General features: G+C 70.5%; 18 protein-coding genes, 1 tRNA gene and 1 pseudogene. 11 read left to right on the forward strand and 9 right to left on the reverse strand.

Translation table 11 applies throughout. The features are described 5' to 3' along the window. A partial coding sequence (locus OHA61_RS00005; protein WP_406301052.1) for a PP2C family protein-serine/threonine phosphatase occupies positions 1–909 on the forward strand: 909 nt, incomplete at its 5' end. Between the two features lie 705 nt (positions 910–1,614). Here the strand turns inward: OHA61_RS00005 and OHA61_RS00010 are convergent. Together OHA61_RS00010 and OHA61_RS00015 are read right to left on the reverse strand one after the other, a co-directional pair. After that, a complete protein-coding gene (locus OHA61_RS00010) occupies positions 1,615–3,183 on the reverse strand; it encodes a glycerol-3-phosphate dehydrogenase/oxidase (RefSeq protein ID WP_406301053.1) in 1,569 nt (522 codons plus the stop codon). Continuing rightward, complete coding sequence (locus tag OHA61_RS00015; protein ID WP_406301054.1) at positions 3,180–3,779, reverse strand: TetR/AcrR family transcriptional regulator; 600 nt, start codon at positions 3,777–3,779, stop codon at positions 3,180–3,182. The genes OHA61_RS00010 and OHA61_RS00015 overlap by 4 nt, the downstream gene beginning before the upstream one ends. A gap of 81 nt (positions 3,780–3,860) precedes the next feature. On the opposite strand from OHA61_RS00015, the gene OHA61_RS00020 reads away from it, so the two are divergent. Then, on the forward strand, positions 3,861–5,456 hold the full coding sequence (locus tag OHA61_RS00020) for an FAD-binding oxidoreductase (protein WP_406307234.1): 1,596 nt from the start codon (positions 3,861–3,863) through the stop codon (positions 5,454–5,456). Between the two features lie 40 nt (positions 5,457–5,496). After that, entirely contained in the window at positions 5,497–6,378 is an 882-nt protein-coding gene (locus tag OHA61_RS00025; protein ID WP_406301055.1) for a YegS/Rv2252/BmrU family lipid kinase, read from the forward strand. 45 nt (positions 6,379–6,423) lie between these two features. Here the strand turns inward: OHA61_RS00025 and OHA61_RS00030 are convergent, their stop codons facing one another. Then, a complete protein-coding gene (locus OHA61_RS00030; RefSeq protein ID WP_406301056.1) occupies positions 6,424–6,777 on the reverse strand; it encodes a helix-turn-helix domain-containing protein in 354 nt (117 codons plus the stop codon). A 202-nt stretch (positions 6,778–6,979) separates the two neighbouring features. Between OHA61_RS00030 and OHA61_RS00035 the strand changes: the two genes are divergently transcribed. Next, entirely contained in the window at positions 6,980–8,062 is a 1,083-nt protein-coding gene (locus OHA61_RS00035; protein ID WP_406307235.1) for an IS630 family transposase, read from the forward strand. A gap of 162 nt (positions 8,063–8,224) precedes the next feature. Here the strand turns inward: OHA61_RS00035 and OHA61_RS00040 are convergent, their stop codons facing one another. Both OHA61_RS00040 and OHA61_RS00045 read right to left on the reverse strand, forming a co-directional pair. Further along, a complete protein-coding gene (locus OHA61_RS00040) occupies positions 8,225–8,449 on the reverse strand; it encodes a hypothetical protein (protein WP_406301057.1) in 225 nt (74 codons plus the stop codon). Then, positions 8,446–8,811, reverse strand: a complete 366-nt coding sequence (locus OHA61_RS00045) for a hypothetical protein (RefSeq protein ID WP_406301058.1) — start codon at positions 8,809–8,811, stop codon at positions 8,446–8,448. The genes OHA61_RS00040 and OHA61_RS00045 overlap by 4 nt, the downstream gene beginning before the upstream one ends. A gap of 248 nt (positions 8,812–9,059) precedes the next feature. On the opposite strand from OHA61_RS00045, the gene OHA61_RS00050 reads away from it, so the two are divergent. From OHA61_RS00050 to OHA61_RS00065, 4 genes are all read left to right on the forward strand, one after another. Then, a complete protein-coding gene (locus OHA61_RS00050) occupies positions 9,060–9,875 on the forward strand; it encodes a polysaccharide deacetylase family protein (protein WP_406301059.1) in 816 nt (271 codons plus the stop codon). A 597-nt stretch (positions 9,876–10,472) separates the two neighbouring features. Continuing rightward, positions 10,473–10,682 (forward strand): hypothetical protein, encoded by a 210-nt coding sequence (locus OHA61_RS00055; protein ID WP_406301060.1) that lies wholly within the window; start codon positions 10,473–10,475, stop codon positions 10,680–10,682. A 474-nt stretch (positions 10,683–11,156) separates the two neighbouring features. Beyond that, positions 11,157–12,206 carry a M36 family metallopeptidase gene (locus OHA61_RS00060; protein ID WP_406301061.1) on the forward strand — a complete coding sequence of 350 codons (1,050 nt, stop codon included), beginning with the start codon at positions 11,157–11,159 and terminating at the stop codon, positions 12,204–12,206. A gap of 248 nt (positions 12,207–12,454) precedes the next feature. Next, positions 12,455–12,532: transfer RNA gene (locus tag OHA61_RS00065), tRNA-Trp, on the forward strand. 315 nt (positions 12,533–12,847) lie between these two features. Here the strand turns inward: OHA61_RS00065 and OHA61_RS00070 are convergent. The 4 genes from OHA61_RS00070 to OHA61_RS00085 form a co-directional block, all read right to left on the reverse strand. Further along, on the reverse strand, positions 12,848–13,015 hold the full coding sequence (locus tag OHA61_RS00070) for a hypothetical protein (RefSeq protein ID WP_406301062.1): 168 nt from the start codon (positions 13,013–13,015) through the stop codon (positions 12,848–12,850). A 769-nt stretch (positions 13,016–13,784) separates the two neighbouring features. Further along, positions 13,785–13,940 (reverse strand): hypothetical protein, encoded by a 156-nt coding sequence (locus tag OHA61_RS00075; protein WP_406301063.1) that lies wholly within the window; start codon positions 13,938–13,940, stop codon positions 13,785–13,787. Between the two features lie 212 nt (positions 13,941–14,152). Then, a complete protein-coding gene (locus OHA61_RS00080) occupies positions 14,153–14,545 on the reverse strand; it encodes a nuclear transport factor 2 family protein (RefSeq protein ID WP_406301064.1) in 393 nt (130 codons plus the stop codon). Between the two features lie 85 nt (positions 14,546–14,630). Next, positions 14,631–15,854, reverse strand: a complete 1,224-nt coding sequence (locus OHA61_RS00085; RefSeq protein WP_406301065.1) for an alpha/beta hydrolase family protein — start codon at positions 15,852–15,854, stop codon at positions 14,631–14,633. A gap of 91 nt (positions 15,855–15,945) precedes the next feature. On the opposite strand from OHA61_RS00085, the gene OHA61_RS00090 reads away from it, so the two are divergent. From OHA61_RS00090 to OHA61_RS00100, 3 genes and pseudogenes are all read left to right on the forward strand, one after another. Next, complete coding sequence (locus OHA61_RS00090) at positions 15,946–16,539, forward strand: TetR/AcrR family transcriptional regulator (protein ID WP_406301066.1); 594 nt, start codon at positions 15,946–15,948, stop codon at positions 16,537–16,539. A 202-nt stretch (positions 16,540–16,741) separates the two neighbouring features. Beyond that, positions 16,742–17,129, forward strand: a pseudogene (locus OHA61_RS00095) (IS5/IS1182 family transposase); the annotation flags it as partial. Positions 17,130–17,303: 174 nt separating this feature from the next. Then, positions 17,304–17,963, forward strand: coding sequence for a LysE family translocator (locus tag OHA61_RS00100; protein WP_406301067.1), 660 nt, complete (start codon positions 17,304–17,306; stop codon positions 17,961–17,963). Positions 17,964–17,974: the final 11 nt, after the last annotated feature.

Genomic DNA, 17,974 nt, shown 5'->3' on the forward strand with positions numbered 1-17,974 from the left:
CTGCTGGACGGCAGCGACCAGGTGGGAGTAATGGCCCTCACCCTGGATACCGTCGATGACGACGACCGGCGCCTGCTGCGCAGGCTCTCCGGCCTGGTCGCCGACATGCTGGTCACCAAGCACAGCTACACCGACCAGTTCTTCCTGGCCCGGCGCCGCGAGCCGATGAGCGTGGCTGCGGAGATCCAGTGGTCCTTGCTTCCGCCGCTGGCGATGTCCGTCCCTCAGGTCGCGGTGGCCGGAATCCTGGAGCCCGCCTACCACGTCGCAGGCGACAGCTTCGACTACGCCCTCAACGACGACATCCTGCACGTGGCCATGGTCGATGCGATGGGCCACGGTCTGGACTCCGCCACGATGGCGACCGTCGCCGTCGGCGCCTACCGGCACGCCAGGCGTGCCGACATCGGTCTGTCCGAGATCTACACGTTCATGGACCGCGCCATCGCCGGGCAGTTCGGGCCCGACCACTTCGTCACCGCGCAGATGATGCGCCTGAACATCACAACGGGGCACTTGCAGTGGGTCAACGCGGGCCACCCTGCACCCCTGTTGATCCGCGACCACCAGGTCGTCGGGCAACTTCAGGGCCCGACCACATTGCCGGTCGGCTTCGGCGGTGAAGAGCCCCAGATCAGCGAACAGATGCTCCAACGCGGCGACCGGGTGCTGTGCTTCACCGATGGCCTGATCGAGGAGCACGAAGCCGGCGCAGAGCCGTTTGGCGAGGAACAGCTCATCCACTGGGTCAACCGCATCGAGCCCGCCGAGAAGGGAGTACGAGCGGTGGTGCGCTCGCTCTCTCACACGCTGCGGCAGGAACGGGGCGGGAGCACCAGCGACGACGCGACTCTCTTCCTGATCGAGTGGCGCGGGGGTGCCGCCGACCATCTCGCCGTTCTGGAGTGAGCCGACTGCCGCGCCACTATAGACAGAGCTGGCGGCACGTAGGCCCGCGCTGTGGCCAACTGCGGCGCGCACTCTCCGTTGGGACTGTCCGCCGGTGCGCCTCTGACCGTGGCTACCACGGAACGGGGGTCCGCACGAGCTCTGCATGTCAGAGACGCGACCCTCGGGGACTGGATTTACCGACCGATCGTTCTACTCCCGCCGCTGCGGCGGACACTGTGCTGGCGAGGCCGGCTCGGGGATCCCTCTGGGGCATTGTGTGACGCCGTCCGTGGGAATTACGCGACCGTCCACGGATGACGCGTAACAACGTATTGCCGTCCTGGTTGGGCACGGGGACGGGGCCTGTGTGTCGGCAAGGTCTGGCCGGCGTGGGGCTCTGCCCGGCAGGGAGCTGGGAGCGGGGGCAGGCGAGGTGGGCCGGGGCGGGTATGGCTGTGCCGGTCAACGCAGTTCTCAGGCGTGGGCGCTCGACCCGGGGGCGCGTGCGGCGCGGGGTGGGGCGGAAGCAGGGAGAGCAGTCAGGTGGGCCTGGTGAGGGCGGGTAGGTGGGTCGGCGTCGCGTAGCGGGTAGTGCGTTCGGCGAGGTGCTGATCGCGGACTTGTCGTCCTTGCCGTTGTGCTGACGAGCCGGTGAGGGCTCGGCGGTCTGTTCGGCGGCGGTTGCCTGCCGCTGTGCGGTCTGCTGTTTTGGCCTTCAGCAGGTCAGTGGTGCGGCAGGTCAGTTGTGAGTGCGTCGCGGGCGGCGGTGTGCGCCGCCTGGCGGTCGTGCGGGACCAGGCCGATGCGGGTGCGGCGGTCCAGGATGTCGGATTCGTCGAGGGCTCCCTCGTGGTGTACGGCCCACAGGAGTTCGGCTGCGGTGACGGGGTGGCCGGGGATGACGGGGCGGGCGAGTGCGGGGTCGGTGAGGCCGATGGCGTGGATCTGGAGGGCTTCGGTGCCGTAGCGGCGGACGAGGCGGCGGGGGGCGTCGAGGGTGGCGAGTGTGGCGGGGCGGGCGGCGCCGACGAGTGGGAGGGTGGCGGTGCGGCTGGGGCCTGCGGGAAGGTTGCGTACGGTGGTGGCGGCGTCGACGGCGTCCTGGGCCATGCGCCGGTAGGTGGTGAGTTTGCCGCCGACGACTGTGACGACACCGTCGGGTGAGGTCAGCACCGCGTGCTTGCGGGAGATGTCGGCGGTGCGTGCCGAGTCTGACGTGGTGTCGAGGAGGGGGCGCAGTCCTGCGAAGGCTCCCACGACGTCGTCCCGGGTCACTGTGACGTCGAGTGCGGAGCCGAGGACATCGAGGAGGAAGCCGATGTCCGTCTCCGGCACTTCGGGTACGTCGGGGATGTCGCCGTCGACGGGTTCGTCGGTGAGTCCTACGTACACGCGGCCGTCGCCCTGTGGGAGGACGAGGACGAAGCGGTTTTTCTCGCCGGGTATCGGGATGTGCATGCCGGCGGTGAGGCTGCCGAGGTCTTCGGAGCGCAGGACGAGATGGGTGCCGCGGGAGGGGCGCAGGCGGATGTCGTCGACGAGGCCGCCGGCCCAGACGCCGGTGGCGTTGATGACCGTACGTGCCCGGATGAGCAGTTCTTCGCCGGTGAGTTCGTCGCGTACGCGGGCGCCGGCGCCGCTGAGGTGGAGGGCGCGGGTGCGGGTGAGGATGCGGGCGCCGTGGGCGGCCGCGGTTCGGGCGATCGCGGTGACGAGGCGGGCGTCGTCGGTGAGTTGGCCGTCCCAGGACAGCAGTCCGCCGCGCAGGCCGGCGGGCCGGAGGGCGGGGGCCATGTGACGGGTCTCCACGGCGGAGAGGGTGCGCGGCGCGGGGAGGGTGGCGCGTCGGGTGCGGGCTGAGGCGCGCAGCAGGTCCCCGGCGCGGAAGCCGGCCCAGGCGAGTGCGGCCTGGCTTCGGGAGACGAGTGGGGTGAGCGGGAGGACGAAGGGCTGGGCGCGGACGAGGTGGGGGGCGGTGTGTTCCATGAGGATGCCGCGTTCGACGGCGCTTTCGTGGGCGACGTCGAGTTGGCCGGTGGCGAGGTAGCGCAGTCCGCCGTGGATGAGTTTGGAGCTCCAGCGGGAGGTGCCGAAGGCGAGGTCGTGGGCGTCGATGGCGGCGACGGTCAGTCCGCGGGTGGCGGCGTCGAGGGCGGCTCCGGCGCCGGTTGCTCCGAGGCCGACGACGAGGACGTCGACCTGTGTGCCGTCGGCGAGTTCGGCGAGTTCGCGGCTGCGGCGTGCGGCGTTGAGTGAGGACGCGCCGGGGGTGGGGGCGGCCGGGCTGCTCATGGGGTGAGGGTCCTCTCCAGGATGGTCCGCAGTTCGCCGAGGAAGGCGGTCTCGGTGAGGTGGGGGTCGGCCTCGTCGGTCATCGTGCGCAGTGACAGCGTGAAGGCCTGTACGACCAGGAGCAGTGAGCGGGCCTGCAGGCCGGGGTGGATGGTGCGGACGGATCCGTCGGCGTGGCCTTCGGTCAGGGCGCCGGTGATGAGTCCGAGGAGGGCGTCCTGGCTGGCGCCGCGTCGGTCGAGTACGTAGGGCAGGAGCAGTTCGGGGTCGACGTCGAGGATCTTGTGGAAGAGGGGGTGGGCGCGGAAGGCGGTGGTGCCGGCGACCAGTCCGTCGACGAGGCGGCTGCGGGTGGGGGTGGTGGGGTCGTTGTCGGGCATGGCGCCGACGGCGAGTGCGATCCATTCGCGGGTCATGAGGTCGCCGACGAGGGTTCGTACGTCGGGCCATCGGCGGTAGAGCGTCATGCGGGAGACGCCGGCGCGGCGGGCGACGTCGGTGAGGGTGGTGCGGCGTACGCCGACGGCGAGGACGCAGTCGCGGGCTGCGTCGAGGACGGCGTCTGCGTCCGACTGGTTGTGACGAATGGGCGTCATCTGTCACAGTGTAATGCCAGTGCAGGGTGCGCGGCACGGTGCCAGGCAGAACCGACGGTGAGGACGGCCCAAGTGACCCAGGTGGACATGTTGTGGAGCGGCTGGGGCGACCCGGACAAGGCGGCTCCGCTGCCCGACTCGGTGATCGGTCTGCTGCGCGATCTGCTCGGCGTCACCCCGCGCGAGACCGGGCCGGCCCGGCTCGACGGCATCGCGGTGCCCCCCTCCCCGCTCGCCGACGGCACGCTCCGGGCGCTCACCGAGTGCCTGGGCGACGGCGCATACGTACGCACCGGTGCCGAGAGCCGTATCCGGCACACCCGGGGCAAGTCCACCCCGGACCTGCTGCGCATCCGGGCCGGTGAGGTCGAGGACATCCCGGCGGCGGTCCTGCTGCCGGGCAGCCATGAGGAGGTGCTGGCCGTTCTGCGCGTCTTGGCCGAACAGGGGGTTGCGGCCGTGCCGTTCGGCGGCGGGACCTCCGTCGTGGGCGGACTCGCACCGCAGGCGGGGCGCTGCTTCGTCGCGCTGGACCTGCGCCGCCTCGATCGGCTGCTCGCGCTCGACGAGGTCTCGCGCACCGCGACGCTGCAGCCCGGGCTGCGCGCGCCGCAGGCGGAAGCGCTGCTCAACGAGCGCGGCTTCACGCTGGGCCACTTCCCGCAGTCCTACGAGTGGGCGACGATCGGCGGCTTCGCCGCGGCGCGCTCCAGCGGTCAGGCCTCGGCCGGTTACGGCCGCTTCGACGAGATGGTGCTCGGCCTGACCGTCGCCACGCCCGAGGGCACCTGGGAGGCGGGGCGGGCGCCGCGCTCGGCGGCCGGGCCGGATCTGCGTCAGCTGATCCTGGGCTCCGAGGGTGCGCTCGGCGTGATCACCTCGGTGACCGTGCGGATCAGGCCGCTGCCCGCGGCCCGGATCTACGAAGGGTGGCGTTTCGCCTCGTTCGAGGCGGGCGCGGCCGCGCTGCGCACGCTTGCCCAGGACGGTCCGCGGCCGACCGTGCTGCGGCTGTCGGACGAGACGGAGACGTTCGTCGGCCTGGCCCAGCCGGACAGGATCGGGAGCCCGGAGGCACCCGCGGCGGCCGGGTGCATGGCGATCGCCGGATTCGAGGGCACCGCCGAGGACACCGCGGACAGCCGTGCGCGGGCCCGCGAGGTGCTCCTCGCGTGCGGCGGCGAGTACGTGGGCGAGGAGCCCGGGGACCGCTGGGCGCACGGCCGTTACAACGCCCCCTACCTGCGCGACGCGCTGCTGGACGCGGGCGCGTTCGCCGAGACGCTGGAGACCGCGGGCTTCTGGTCGGCCCTCCCGGCGCTGTACGGCGCGGTGCGCCAGGCACTGACCGCCGCACTGACCGACGCCGGCACGCCGCCGCTGGTGATGTGCCACATCTCGCACGTGTACGAGAACGGCGCGTCGCTGTATTTCACGGTGGTCTCGGCGCAGGGCGACGATCCGGTCGCGCACTGGGCCCCGGCCAAGCGGGCCGCGAACGACGCGATCCTCGCCTCCGGCGGCACCATCAGCCACCACCACGGTGTGGGCACGGACCACCGCGACTGGTACACCGAGGAGATCGGCCCGCTCGGCGTGCGCGTCCTGCAAGCCGTCAAGGCCGAAATCGACCCTGCCCAGGTCCTCAACCCCGGCGTGCTCATCCCCGTCCGCTGACCCCTCCCGACAAGCCCCCCGCCGTCCGAAAGGCGCACACATGCGACAGTTCACCGCGGTCGTCAACCCCGCCGCAGGGGGTTCCAGCGGTACGGCGGCGCTGCTTCCGCTGGCCCGCCTCCTGCGGGAGGCCGGGGCGCAGATCGACACCCAGTACAGCCGCAGCCTGGAACACGCCGCGGAGCTGGCACGGCAGGCCGGCGGGCAGGGGCACACCGTGCTCGCGGTCGGCGGCGACGGCATAGCGGGCTGTATCGGGGGCGCGCTCAGCGGCACGGACACCGTGTTCGGGCTCGTACCGGCCGGCCGCGGCAACGACTTCGCCCGGGCGCTCACGCTGCCCGCCGACCCCTCCGCCCTCGCCGAGGTGCTGCTGCACGGCACACCGAAGCCGATCGACACCATCGAGGTCGAATCGGCCGTCCATGACAGGACATCCGTACTGGGCAGTGTGTACGCGGGCGTCGACGCGGTGGCCAACCGGCATGCCAACACCTCCCGGCTGCTGCGCGGTGCCGCCTCGTACTACGCGGGCGGACTGCGGGCCGTGGTGACGTGGCGGCCCGCCGCGTACCGCATCACGGTCGACGGCGTGATCCACGAGCGGCGCGGCTACACGGTCGTCGCCGCAAACTCGGGCTTCTACGGCTTCGGCCGCCACATCGCGCCGGGCGCGCGGCTCGACGACGGGCTGCTGGACGTCGTCGTGATCCAGCACGCGCCCAAGCGGCTGTTCTTCACCATGATGAACGAGCTCAAGACGGGCGCCCACCTCAAGCGCCCGCAGGTGGAGGTGCTGCGGGGCAGGGAGATCCGTATCGAGGCCGACCGGGACATCCCCTACGGCGCGGACGGCGAGGTCGACGCAACACTTCCCGTCACGGTCAGGGTGCAGCCGGGGGCGCTCAGCGTGCTGTGCTGACAGCCCGGACCCGGCCGGCCCCCGAACCGGGGCCAACTGCCCCTTTCATAGAGTTTCCGGCCGTGCCCGGGCCGCACTGAAGGAACAACTCAAACGGCTGCTGGAGGGCGTGCCGCCCGGGCGGACTGCCGGGCGGGGCCGGCCTCCGCATCCCCGGCCGGCCCACCGGAAACAGTCCGGGAGAACAGTGAGGATGCCGCCGGGGCTGCAGTCCGGTGCGGCGCAGATCGCTGTCAGGGTGGCCAATCGCACCGCTTCGGTGCGGCCGTTGCTCGCTGCCGGCAGATTCACCACCGTCACGCCGGCTCTCTCCGCCAGCCCGGGCAGTGTCACACCCCGTTGGGCGAGCCGCCGGCCGAGGCTGCAGGCGATGCGGTGCCGGTCCGAGGCTGCCGGCATGTTCCGACCAACCCGCCGATGTCCCGGGCCCGTTCCGTACCCCGGCGGGGCGTCCCGGCCAAGCGGGCAGCAGCACGGCGACCAGCAGCGGGACAGCAGGGAGCTGGAAGAGTCTGTGGCAACCCGGGCTCCCGGAGCCGGCCGGCCTAGTCTTCTGAGTCAGGAATTCTGTTCAGATGTGTAGGCTTGCTCTATGGCGGGGATGGGGCGGCCGAAGGCCGAGTTGATGCTGTCGGATGAGGAACGGGCCGCGCTGGAGGGGTGGGTGCGGCGTCGTTCCACGCCGCAGGCGTGGGCACTGCGGTGTCGGATCATTCTGGCCTGCGCCGCGGGTGCCTCGAACAAGGACGTGGCGGCCCAACTCGGTTCCACGCCTCATGCGGTGGGGCGGTGGCGTGCCCGGTTCGTGCAGTACCGGATCGCCGGTCTGGGTGACATGCCACGTCCGGGTGGTCCCAGGACGGTGACCGACGAGCAGGTGGCCGCGGTGGTCACCAAGACGCTGGAATCCACTCCGAAGAACGCGACGCACTGGTCGACACGGGCCATGGCGAAAGAGATGGGCCTTTCGCAGTCGTCGGTGTCCCGGATCTGGCGGGCCTTCGGCCTGCAGCCGCACCGGTCGGAGACCTTCAAGCTGTCGACCGATCCGTACTTCGTCGACAAGGTCCACGATGTCGTCGGTCTCTACCTGGACCCGCCCGAACGGGCTCTGGTGTTCTGCGTGGACGAGAAGTCGCAGATCCAGGCCCTGGACCGGTCCCAGCCCGTGCTGCCGATGATGCCCGGGGTTCCCGAGCGGGCCACCCACGACTACGTCCGCGCCGGTACCACCACACTCTTTGCCGCTCTCGAGGTCGCCACCGGCAAGGTAATCGGCTCCCTGCACCGCCGGCACCGGGCCGAGGAGTTCAGGAAGTTCCTGACCAAGCTCGACAAAGAGGTGCCAGCCGGCCTGGACGTCCACCTCGTCTGCGACAACTACGCCACCCACAAGACGCCCGCCATCAAGAAATGGCTGCTGGCCCACCCCCGCTTCCACCTGCACTTCACACCCACAGGATCGTCCTGGCTGAACCTCGTCGAGCGGTGGTTCGCCGAACTCACCAACAAGCAGATACGGCGAGGCGTCCACAAGTCCGTCCCGGCCCTGGAGAAGGACATCCGCAACTGGATCGCCGCCTGGAACACCGACCCGAAGCCCTACGTCTGGACGAAGACCGCAGACGAGATCCTCGAACGCCTCGCCTCATATCTGAACAGAATTCCCGACTCAGAAGACTAGGCCATGTTTTAGAACTAGCGCCGTCCGCCCGTAGGGCGGGGCTCGCGGCGTCTGGTGCGTGCAATCGCAAGGCGGAGGATCATCCTCGTACTGGACGTACTTGGATGACTCCGACAACGCAGCGAGTGTGCGTGCCAGGCGTCGCGGGCCAGGCGGGAGTTCTCAAACACGGCCCAGCCGCTCCCGGACCAGACCGGCCCCAGGGGTGGGGGCGGACGCCGCGACGAGCCCTCCCCCGGCGGTGAGACCGGCGATCCCGGCCAGCCCGGGCCGCGGTGCCCGGCCGAAACGGCGTGCCCCGGCAATGGAGAGCAGCAGCCCGCGCAGCAGCAGGGCACCGGTGCTGAGGCCGGGCACAGCGACGTCCGCCCTCCCGCTCTGCCTCATCGGGCAGGGTCTCCGAAGACGCGCCGCGCCCACTGATCGAGCCGGGTGCCGAATGCCGCTGCCGAACCGATGCCGGACGCGGGCAGCGTTCCGGCGTCTTCGAGGCCGGCAACGAAGTCCACATCGGCCCAGCCGCCCCGGAACAGCACAACGGACAGCTCAGCGCCCGCCGGCCCGGAGACCAGCACACCGATCGAATCAGGATCACGCACCAGTGCCCTGTCGGTCTCGAGCTGCTGAGGCCACGGCGCGGCTTCGTCCCGCCAGGTCAACCGCCCGGCCCTGAGACCGGCCGCCGGCCATCGGGCGGCCCGCTCGGCAATCACTGCGGCCGCCTCATCAAGATCAACGACTCGTTCCATGAGCGGATCATGCCCGACCCCCACGCGTTGTTCCGCCGGTTTCCATCGCCCCGGGTTCAGGCCGCCGGCCCCCGAACCGATACAAGTGCTCGCAGTCCGCGAACCACCGTCCCAGGGCTTCGGTAGGCGGCCGGCAGCCCGCCCGGCGCGCGCCGGGCACGATGCGGTGACGACGTCTGCCTGGAGCGCCGGGGAGTTCGGGGTGAATGATCCGGCCCCGGCCCTCAAGCGGGAGCGCGCTTGCGTCGATGTCTGAGGGTGTGACGGTTTCCTCGAAGGCGGTATTCAGGTCCGGGCGGCTGCTGGCCGCCGGACTGGTGGCGGCTGCGGCAGTGGTGAGCACCGCCGGAGCTCCCGCGGCCGTGGGTCCCGCTGCAGTGCAGCGGGCGGCGGTGGTCGTGCAGCGGTGGGACGAGGCCCGGCTGCGGGCCCTGTTCGGGTCGGAGAACCGGACGATCCGCACCGAGCAGCGCCTGGTCGCGCTGACATTCAACGCGGCGTGGAACGACCGGGGCCTGGACACGGTGCTCTCCGTCCTGGACCGCCACAGGGCCCCGGCCACCTTCTTCCTCACGGGTGACTTCGCCGACCGCAACCCCGCAGCCGTCCGCCGGATCGCGGCAGCCGGGCACGGCCTGGGCAACCACTCATACAGCCACCCCGACTTCGCAGACCTCACCGCACACGAGCGGGCGAGCGAGGTGCTGGCCGCGAACCGGGCCATCCGGGCCGCGTCCGGGACGGTGCCGCTGCCGTTCTTCCGCTTCCCCTACGGGCAGACCACCCCGCAGCACATCGCGGACGTCAACGAACTGGGCTTTGCCGACATCGAGTTCACCACCGACACCAACGGCTACCTGGGCGCCGCCGGCGCGATGACCGCGGACAAGGCCGTGCAGCGGGCCCTGGACGCCCTGCGCCCCGGCATAATCCTGCAGATGCACATCGGAACTGCGAACGGCACGGGCCCCGTCCTCGACGCCGAGGCACTGCCACGGATCATCCAAGCCTTCCAGTCCCGCGGATACCGGATCACCGACCTGCAGGACCTGATCAGCCAGTAAGGCACCCGCCAGAAGCGAGAACCACGCCCACTGGTTCACCCCCACAACCACCACCAGCCACCACCACTGCCCCCGGACGCCCCGCACGGTCCTCACCCACCCCGCTGCAGGCAAAGACCCGACACGCATACGCCGCCACACACCCCCGCCCCACACGACAAGCAGACCCCGACAAAGCCAAACCCCCACCGCCACAGGCATGCCCGCCCAACCCGCAGCCCCGCCCCGGCGGAACGCCAACCAGCACCACTGCCACTACGCTGCCGGACCACTGACCAGCCACCCGATCAGCACCCCCAGCACAGCAGCCGAACACACACCACACCGACCAACGTCACGCCGGGCCGCACACACGACCCCCGGCCTCGCGACAGAGGCCGGCGGGGACGCAGCGCTTGCTGCCACCGGCCGAGGTGAATGCCGTTGGCCGATCCCGGGCCGACATGGTCCTGCGTGCTGTGCGCGAACCCGTCATGACCGGCTGACCGCCAGGGCCCGGCGGTCGGTAGCGTCGCGTCCATCAACCGTGTCGAACTGCCGCACACCGTCAAGGACTTCGGCCGCCTGGTCGCTCTCGCGGAGAAGACCGGCGAGCACATGACCCTGACCGAGGACGGCAGGCCGGCGCGTACCAGCGTGCTGCTCCCGGCGGCCGGGCCGGGCACGCCGGAGCACTGGGCGCAGCGGGCATACGGCGCCCTGACACCCCTGCCGGACACAGCCGAGGACAGCCGCCCCGACGCGCGCAGCACGGCCCGTAACGCGGTACATGCACACGGTACGTGCACGCAGACCGCGAGCGTATGACCATCACCCGGGACCTGGGTGGTGGTGGCCGAGTCGCGCCGTGCCGGGTGGCTTGAGCGGCTGGAGGACCGGGCGGCAGGGGCATACGGGCCCCCAGCAGCCGGAGGCGTTCGCCGAATCCCGCCCGTCAGCCCCCGGCCGGCGAGCAGCAAAGGGGCCGGCTCGACCGGGGCAGCCTGCCGGGCGCGAGCGTCCGCACGGTGCAGGCACAGACCACGGTTCCCCGCCCGTTGTGCGAACCGCCTGCCCACAGAGCGAGCGCAGCTGCGAAAAGCCCACGCGACGCCGCCTGACCGGATGCGAGACGTCCGGCGCGTTCCCCTTCCGGCGCCGGATTGTCCTGCCGGCGACCCCTTTCGTCGGCGAATTCATGGGCGACCCATGGCCAAAGCAACCCATGATGCGCAAGGATCACGCCCGCACCGAGCCACCCCCCGAATCCGGCTCAGCACATCCCACCGATGGGAGATGTATATGGCTCGCCGCACATCCCGCGGCCTGGCTGCAGCAGCCACCGCCACTGTCGCGCTGCTCCCCCTGACCGGACCGGCCGGTTCGGCTTCGGCCTCCGGATCCGCTCCGGCTGCGCCGCAGGCCCGCGTCTTCATGGTCAATCCCGTCCAGTCGTCCGGCGATCAGCTGCTCACCGACGCCAAAGATGCCGCCGGGGCCGTACCGGCCTCCGCCTACGCCGTCGCCGCGCTGCGGAACCTGGACGCCAGCGGCGGCCTGTCCGGGACCTGGGCCCTGGTGAGATCCGACACGGGAGCCTCGGCAAAAACGACCGACGCCGGCTCGTACACCCGGCACGACGACCAGTTCGAACAGGTCATGGCCTACTTCTGGGTGAACGAGGCACAGGAATACCTGCAGGGCCTCGGATTCGGCAGCGAACTGCCCGGAGCCAACAACCGGGTCCAGCCCGTCCGTATCAACCAGTGGGGTGCGGACAATTCCTTCTTCACCGACAAAAAGGCCGAAATCCGTTTCGGCAAGGGCGGTGTGGACGACGCCGAGGACGCCGAGGTGATCGTCCACGAGTACGGGCACGCCGTGCACCACGCCCAAGTACCGGGCTTCGGCACCTCACTGGAGGCCGGCTCGATCGGCGAGGCCTTCGGTGACTATCTCGCCGTCGAGGTCGGCGCACACGCGGACGCCACCTACGGCTGGCCGATGAAGGCCGACCCCGCATGCGTCGCCGACTGGGACTCGGTCACCTACAGCAGCGCCCCGCACTGCCTGCGCCGCATCGACGGAAACAAGGTATACGGGGACCGGGTCGGGGAGGTCCACGCCGACGGCGAGATCTGGTCCCGCGCGCTCTTCGACATCCGCAACGCACTCGGCGCCAGGACCGCCGACCGCATCATCATCAACGCCCAGTTCGGCTTCGCACCCGACACCAGCTTCAAGGACGCAGCACTGACAACCATCGCAACCGCCGAACGCATGTACGGCACAAACGCAGCCGGCACCGTCCGCAAAGCATTCACAGCCCGCGAAATCCCCGGCATCCCCTAACGCCACCCCGACCAGAGGCCCCTCGCCCCGCACACCGGCCACCGACACGCCGGACACCGACCCGGACAGCCCGGGAGCCCGGGCAAAGACGCCGCCGCCCCCGCCGCCGACTCCCCACCAGAGACAACAACGGCAGGGGCGGTGGCGGGAACGGCGGCTGCCAGGGCACCGAAGGCCGCCGGGAGGGCCAGTCCGACACAAAACCCGTGGCGGACCGGACTGCCGCGATGACAAGCTCCCCCCACCGAAGGGGCGTAGCTCAGCCCGGCCAGAGCAGCGGACTCCAAACCCGTACGCCGCAGGTTCGAATCCTGCCGCCCCTGCCACGACAACTCGACCACGGCGATTCCGTCCCCCCTCCCGGCCATCCCGGGCGGCAGGACGGCGGCAACGGCCGCAAGGGGCCGCCCCGCGCAGCCCTGCAGCTCTCTGCGCGCAGCCACCGCAGAGCGTGCTTCGAAGTACGGCACGGTGAAATATCCGCGCAGACCGGGCACTTCGCGGACCATGCCCGCCCTGCCCGGGCCGACGGGCATCCCCCCTGCCGCACGGCGTGATACCCGCCCGCCACCCGGCCCACGATGCCGACGATGTGACAGGCCGCCCTTCGCACGCCTGCCGTGACGTCCGGGTTCCACCGTTCAGTCTCCGGGCAGCCGCAGCGGCACGGGCTTCAGCCCGTCCAGACCCTGCAGCGGCTCAGTGCCGGGGCCGACACCGGCCAGCTGCCGGACGAACTGCATGACATGGCCGCCTGCTGCCGGGCCGAAGCCCACCGTGATCCTGCCCGCTCCCAACACTCGTGGCACGCAATGCGATACGCCGCTGACCACGGTGGCCGCCTCGCGCCCGACGCGGCCCGGCACACCCGGCCCGCCTCGCCGGCGACTTCCCCACCGCCCCCGCCACCGCCGACACCCATCCGCCACCATCGCGCACACGGAGACATCTCGTGACCGCACAGCGACACACCCCAAGCAGCCACCGCCCATGAAACCGCTCACGCCGAAGCCGAGAAACACCCCATCCCCGGCGAACGCACCACCCCCCAGGCCCAACACGCCTTCGCCCTCGCCTTCATCAGCCCCGACCAAGCCGCTGGCGAAAACGAACTCGCCGAACAACTCCTGACCGGGCTCGTCCCGCACATGACCAGCGCTCGCCGCGCTCATCCGCGACGCCGGCACCACCCAGAACACCGAAGACCGCGCCGAACCGCTGCGCACCGAGACCGGCCTCGCCGGCGTCACCGTCGCCGAGCCCGTCCCCGAACTCGCCCTGCGCTTCCACCACACCGCCCCGGGCGCCGACCACGCAGTGACCGCCCCGCGATCACCCGCCTGAACAACCTCACCCGCAGCGGCGGCTACGCGTACTACGCCGGCATCGCCCACTCCACGGCCGGCCTTCCCTCGATGCTCCCCCACCAGCACGCACCAGCACGGTGGCTCGACGGAGAACAGCCCACCCGCGAGCAGTGGCGGGACCTGGCCGCCACCCGGCGCGATCACCGGCACGCCACCCGATGACGCACTGCGGGCCCCGCCGGATCCGGCGGGGCCCGCAGTTCCGCTGCGATCAGAAGGTGAAGCCCAGTACGCGGACCGGCTCCCCCACCCACCGGCGCGGGGCAGTGGCGGCGACACTCGCGCCGCCGGCACGGTCCGGGGCGGGCCGCGCCGCGTACCGGCTGTGCGCCGCGGCCCACCTCTCCTGCCGCCCGACGGCCGGCACGGCCGCCAGGTCCCTACCGAGAACAGTGACGCCGGACAGGGAGGCCGGATGCCCGGCCGTACCATGCCGGGCACGACCGGCTCCGCCCGACGCACACACCGGGGCACACAGGAACCAGTCCGCTGCGGCGTCGCGCGGTGGACCAGGCGGCTCACTCGCCGGACAGTGCCGATCCGCCGCCGAGACGTGTGCCGTCCTCGCGGCGTGGTCTCTCAGCGGGCGCTGCCGATGTTGCGGTCGGCGTCGGAGCCCTTGAGCATGAGGGTGGTTTCCTCGATGCGGCTGAAGCGGCCGTCGGGGGCGAGGTCGCCGAAGACGTACACCTCCACGGTGACGGTGGTGCCGTCCGTCTTGGTGATGTGACAGGTGTGCCGGTCGGCGTACCTGTCGCCGTCGTACAGCTCTTCGTGGACCTCGACCGTGCCGTCGGCGACGATGCCGCGCAGGTGGCTGATGTGGTCGAGGAACTCGGCGCGGTCGGCCCACTCGCCGTCCGTGCGCTGGCGGTAGCCGGGGGTGAAGTGGCGGTCGGCGGCTTCCTCCAGAGTGATGCCGCGGTTGAAGAGCAGGTCGTTGAGGGCGGCTTCGATACCGGTGCGGTTCATCTGGATTCCCTGGGAGTGTGAGGCGGTCCGGGAGGGCCGGCCGGGCGGGGAGGTGATCGGGGTCTGCCGGTGATGTCCGGCTTCTTCAGCGGGTGCTGGTGAGGGTGTCGTCGAGCCAGTCGAAGATCCGGGCCAGCGACAGGCGCATGGCGCCGGGGTGACAGTGGGCGCCGGCGCCTTCCTCGGCGGTGAACACCATGAGGGTCCTGGGGCAGGTCAGGTGGTCGTAGAGCTGCTCGGGCTGGCCCCTGAAGAACTCGTCCTCGGCGGCGTCGCAGACCAGGGTGGGACACCGGATCTGTTCGGCGATGCCGCCTTGGAGGGTGTAGTCGAGGTAGGAGGCGCTGAAGGCCCGGGGGGTGTCCACGCCCATGACGTACATACCGTGGTTGATCGCCCAGCGGGCAGTCGCGTCCTTCGCCATGATCTGCTCGAAGCGGGCGTCGAGTTCGGGGGCGGACTCCGCACGCAGAAGCCGTTCGGCCTCGTCGCGGTCACCGGGGATGCTGCGGACGGATATCTGGCCGAGGTCGTAGACACCGTCGACGGCGATCAGCGCGGCGAGCCGGTGCTCGAAAGCCGCGGCCCGCGGCGCGAGGATGCCGCCCATGCTGGAACCGAGCAGTGCGATACGGCTGCTGTCGACCTCGGGGAGGGATTCGGAGAAGTCGACGACGGGAGTGATGACGTTCTCCCAGTCGGGGCGGAAGACCAGCCCCTCGCGATGGCGCGGCCCGGGCTGTCCGGGGCCGTCGAAGGTCAGCACGGTGTAGCCGCGCTCCACGGCCGCGAGCGCGCCGCTGAAGTGGAGTTCCTCGGCGGTGCCGTCGAAACCGCTGTGCATGATCAGGGTCGGCCGGGGCGTGCCTGAGGTGTCGGCCCGGTAGAGGTAGCCGGGCAGCGTGGTGTCCTCGTACGGGATACGGACCGGCTCGATACGCGGGCTGGCGTAGAGGGCGGCCGCTGCCCGGAAACAGGCGACGCTGCGGTCGTAGGCGTGCTCGTGGCGCGGGTCGCACGGGTTGCCGTGCAGGAAGAACTCCGCCGACCGGTAGTAATTCGAGGCCCGCAGGAACCCGTCCCGGGCGCTGACCGTATGACCGGCATCCAGGGCCTTCTCAGCCTCTGCGGACACCCGGTCGGCGGTGGCGAGCCACTCGGTGTGCCAGCTGTCGTAGTCGCCCTCGACGATGCGCTCGCTCGTGGAGACGACCTCGCCGAAATCGGCGCCGCCGTAGGCGATGTGACTCATCGAACGCAGGGTCTCGTACCAGAACTGGGGATTGTTCGGGAACAGCAGCTGCCTCATCACACTCTCCTTAAGCACAGATTTGTGCGTACGACGGAACTGTAGACCCTGCGGGCACCGCGAAGCAAATATTTGTGCTTACGATGTGGGGGTGACCTCGAAACAACCGACTCCACGCATCCGCAAGAGCTCCGAGCAGGTCCGCTCGGCCGTCCATCAGGCGGTCATCGACCTGCTGTCCGACCCCCAGGGCGCGGACCTGACCATTCCCGCGATCGCGCAGCGCGCCGGGGTGAACCACACCAGCATCTACCGGCGCTGGGGCAGCCGTGAGGCACTCCTGGCCGACGTCGTCGTCACCCGCCTCGAACGCGACTGGCCACTGACCGACACCGGCACCCTGCGCGGCGACCTCACCGCCTGGGCACAAGCGGGAGTTGCCAGCATCCGCACACCCGAAGGCCGGCTCCTCGTACGCGCCGTCGCCCTGTCGATGCCCGCCAGCGCCCAGGCGCAGGGGGAACGCGCGCAACACTTCGAACGCCGGATCCACGCCATCGAACGCATCCGCCAGCGAGCCGCGGCCCGCGGCGAGAACCCCCCGCCCCTCGAACAGATCCTCGACCAACTCATCGCACCGCTCTACCTACGAGCAATCTTCGGCATCGACCCACCAGCCACCGGCTACCCCGAACTCCTCGTCAACAGACTCCTCAACAACCCAGACGAATCACCAACAGCCTGAACAAACACACCCCAACCCCCGACCCCCAGGCACTCACACCAGACACCCGCGTCAACAACGAACCAACGCACCGCCCCGCCAACGGGCGGGCAGCGGCCGAGCGAAGACTTTCCTCGATGTCACCGGCCCATCCCCCATCCGGCCAGGTCCAGGCCGTTCACGCCGCACGCGGACGTTCCACACCCCTGACGCACGCCGGCTCCTGTTGATCACACCAGGGCAAGGGGATGACGCCCGGCGATTGACCGCAGCCACGGACCGCGCCCGCATCCCGCGTCGGACCGGCGGGCACCCGCCCGACCCGCCCGGACCACCTGTGCGGGGATAAGGCGTACAGCCCTCGCCGCAACCGTCGCCACCTGAGAAGACGGCAGATCCGGCACACCATTCCCGAACACCGTGACCAGCGGACGAACCGCCGGCGAAAGCGCGGGCCGGCCCACGGGTTTGACCGGGCTCGACATGCCAGGAGGAATGACGTCGAGCAGACCATCAACGCACTCAACGGCTTTCGGGCCGCAGCGACCCGGCATGACAAGAGAAGGTTCATCTTTCACGGCACAGTCACCCTCGCCGCCAACCGGCTGTAGATCCGCCAGCGATCCCCTGGCAGCCCACAGGCGCCCTCGTCGCAGGACCCGCTGCCCTGGGCGCGTATCACCTGAGGTGAGATGCACAGAAACCAAAGACGAACACCGCCAATCCTGCCCGATTTCGGGCAGAAATATAGATGTTGCACGAGTCTCAACCTAGGGTGATCACTCATGATCACCCTAGATGCGATAGGGAATTTCACCCTGATAGTGGGACTCCTCACGCTCACTCCCGGACTGGATACCGCACTCATCCTGCGCACCGCGGCGCTCAGGCACCGCCGTCGCGCCTGGGGCGTGGTCCTCGGCATCCAGAGCGGCACGCTGGTGTGGGGCACGCTCGCCTCGCTCGGTGTGACCGCGCTGCTGACCGCGTCTCACGTCGCATACCAGACTCTTCGTTGGGGCGGAGCCGCCTACCTGGTGTGGATGGGCGGCAGGCTGCTGTGGACCACCTGGCGCCACTCATCGAGCCAGAGCCCGCAGGCGGCGAGGGCCGGGACCGAGACCAAAGCCAGGACAGGCACCGGCGACACCCTGCTCAGCGGCTGGCGGCAAGGGACCGTGACCAATCTCCTCAACCCGAAGATCGGCGCCTTCTACGTTGCCGTTCTCCCGCACTTCATCCCCGCTGGTGCCTCGCACCTCGGTGCGGGCGTACTCCTGGCCGGTGTACACATCCTCCTGGCTGTCGCCTGGGCCTGCGCGCTGATCGCCTTCGCGCGCGTGCTCCGAGACCGCCTGCACCGGCCCTCGGCCCGCCGCTACCTCGACCGCATCGCAGGCACGGTCATTGCCGCCTTCGGCATCCGGCTCGCGCTCGGACAGTGAGACGCCAGCCG

Origin of the sequence: Streptomyces sp. NBC_00885, from assembly GCF_045207475.1 — a bacterium.
In the GTDB taxonomy this organism is placed as follows: Bacteria; Actinomycetota; Actinomycetes; order Streptomycetales; family Streptomycetaceae; genus Streptomyces.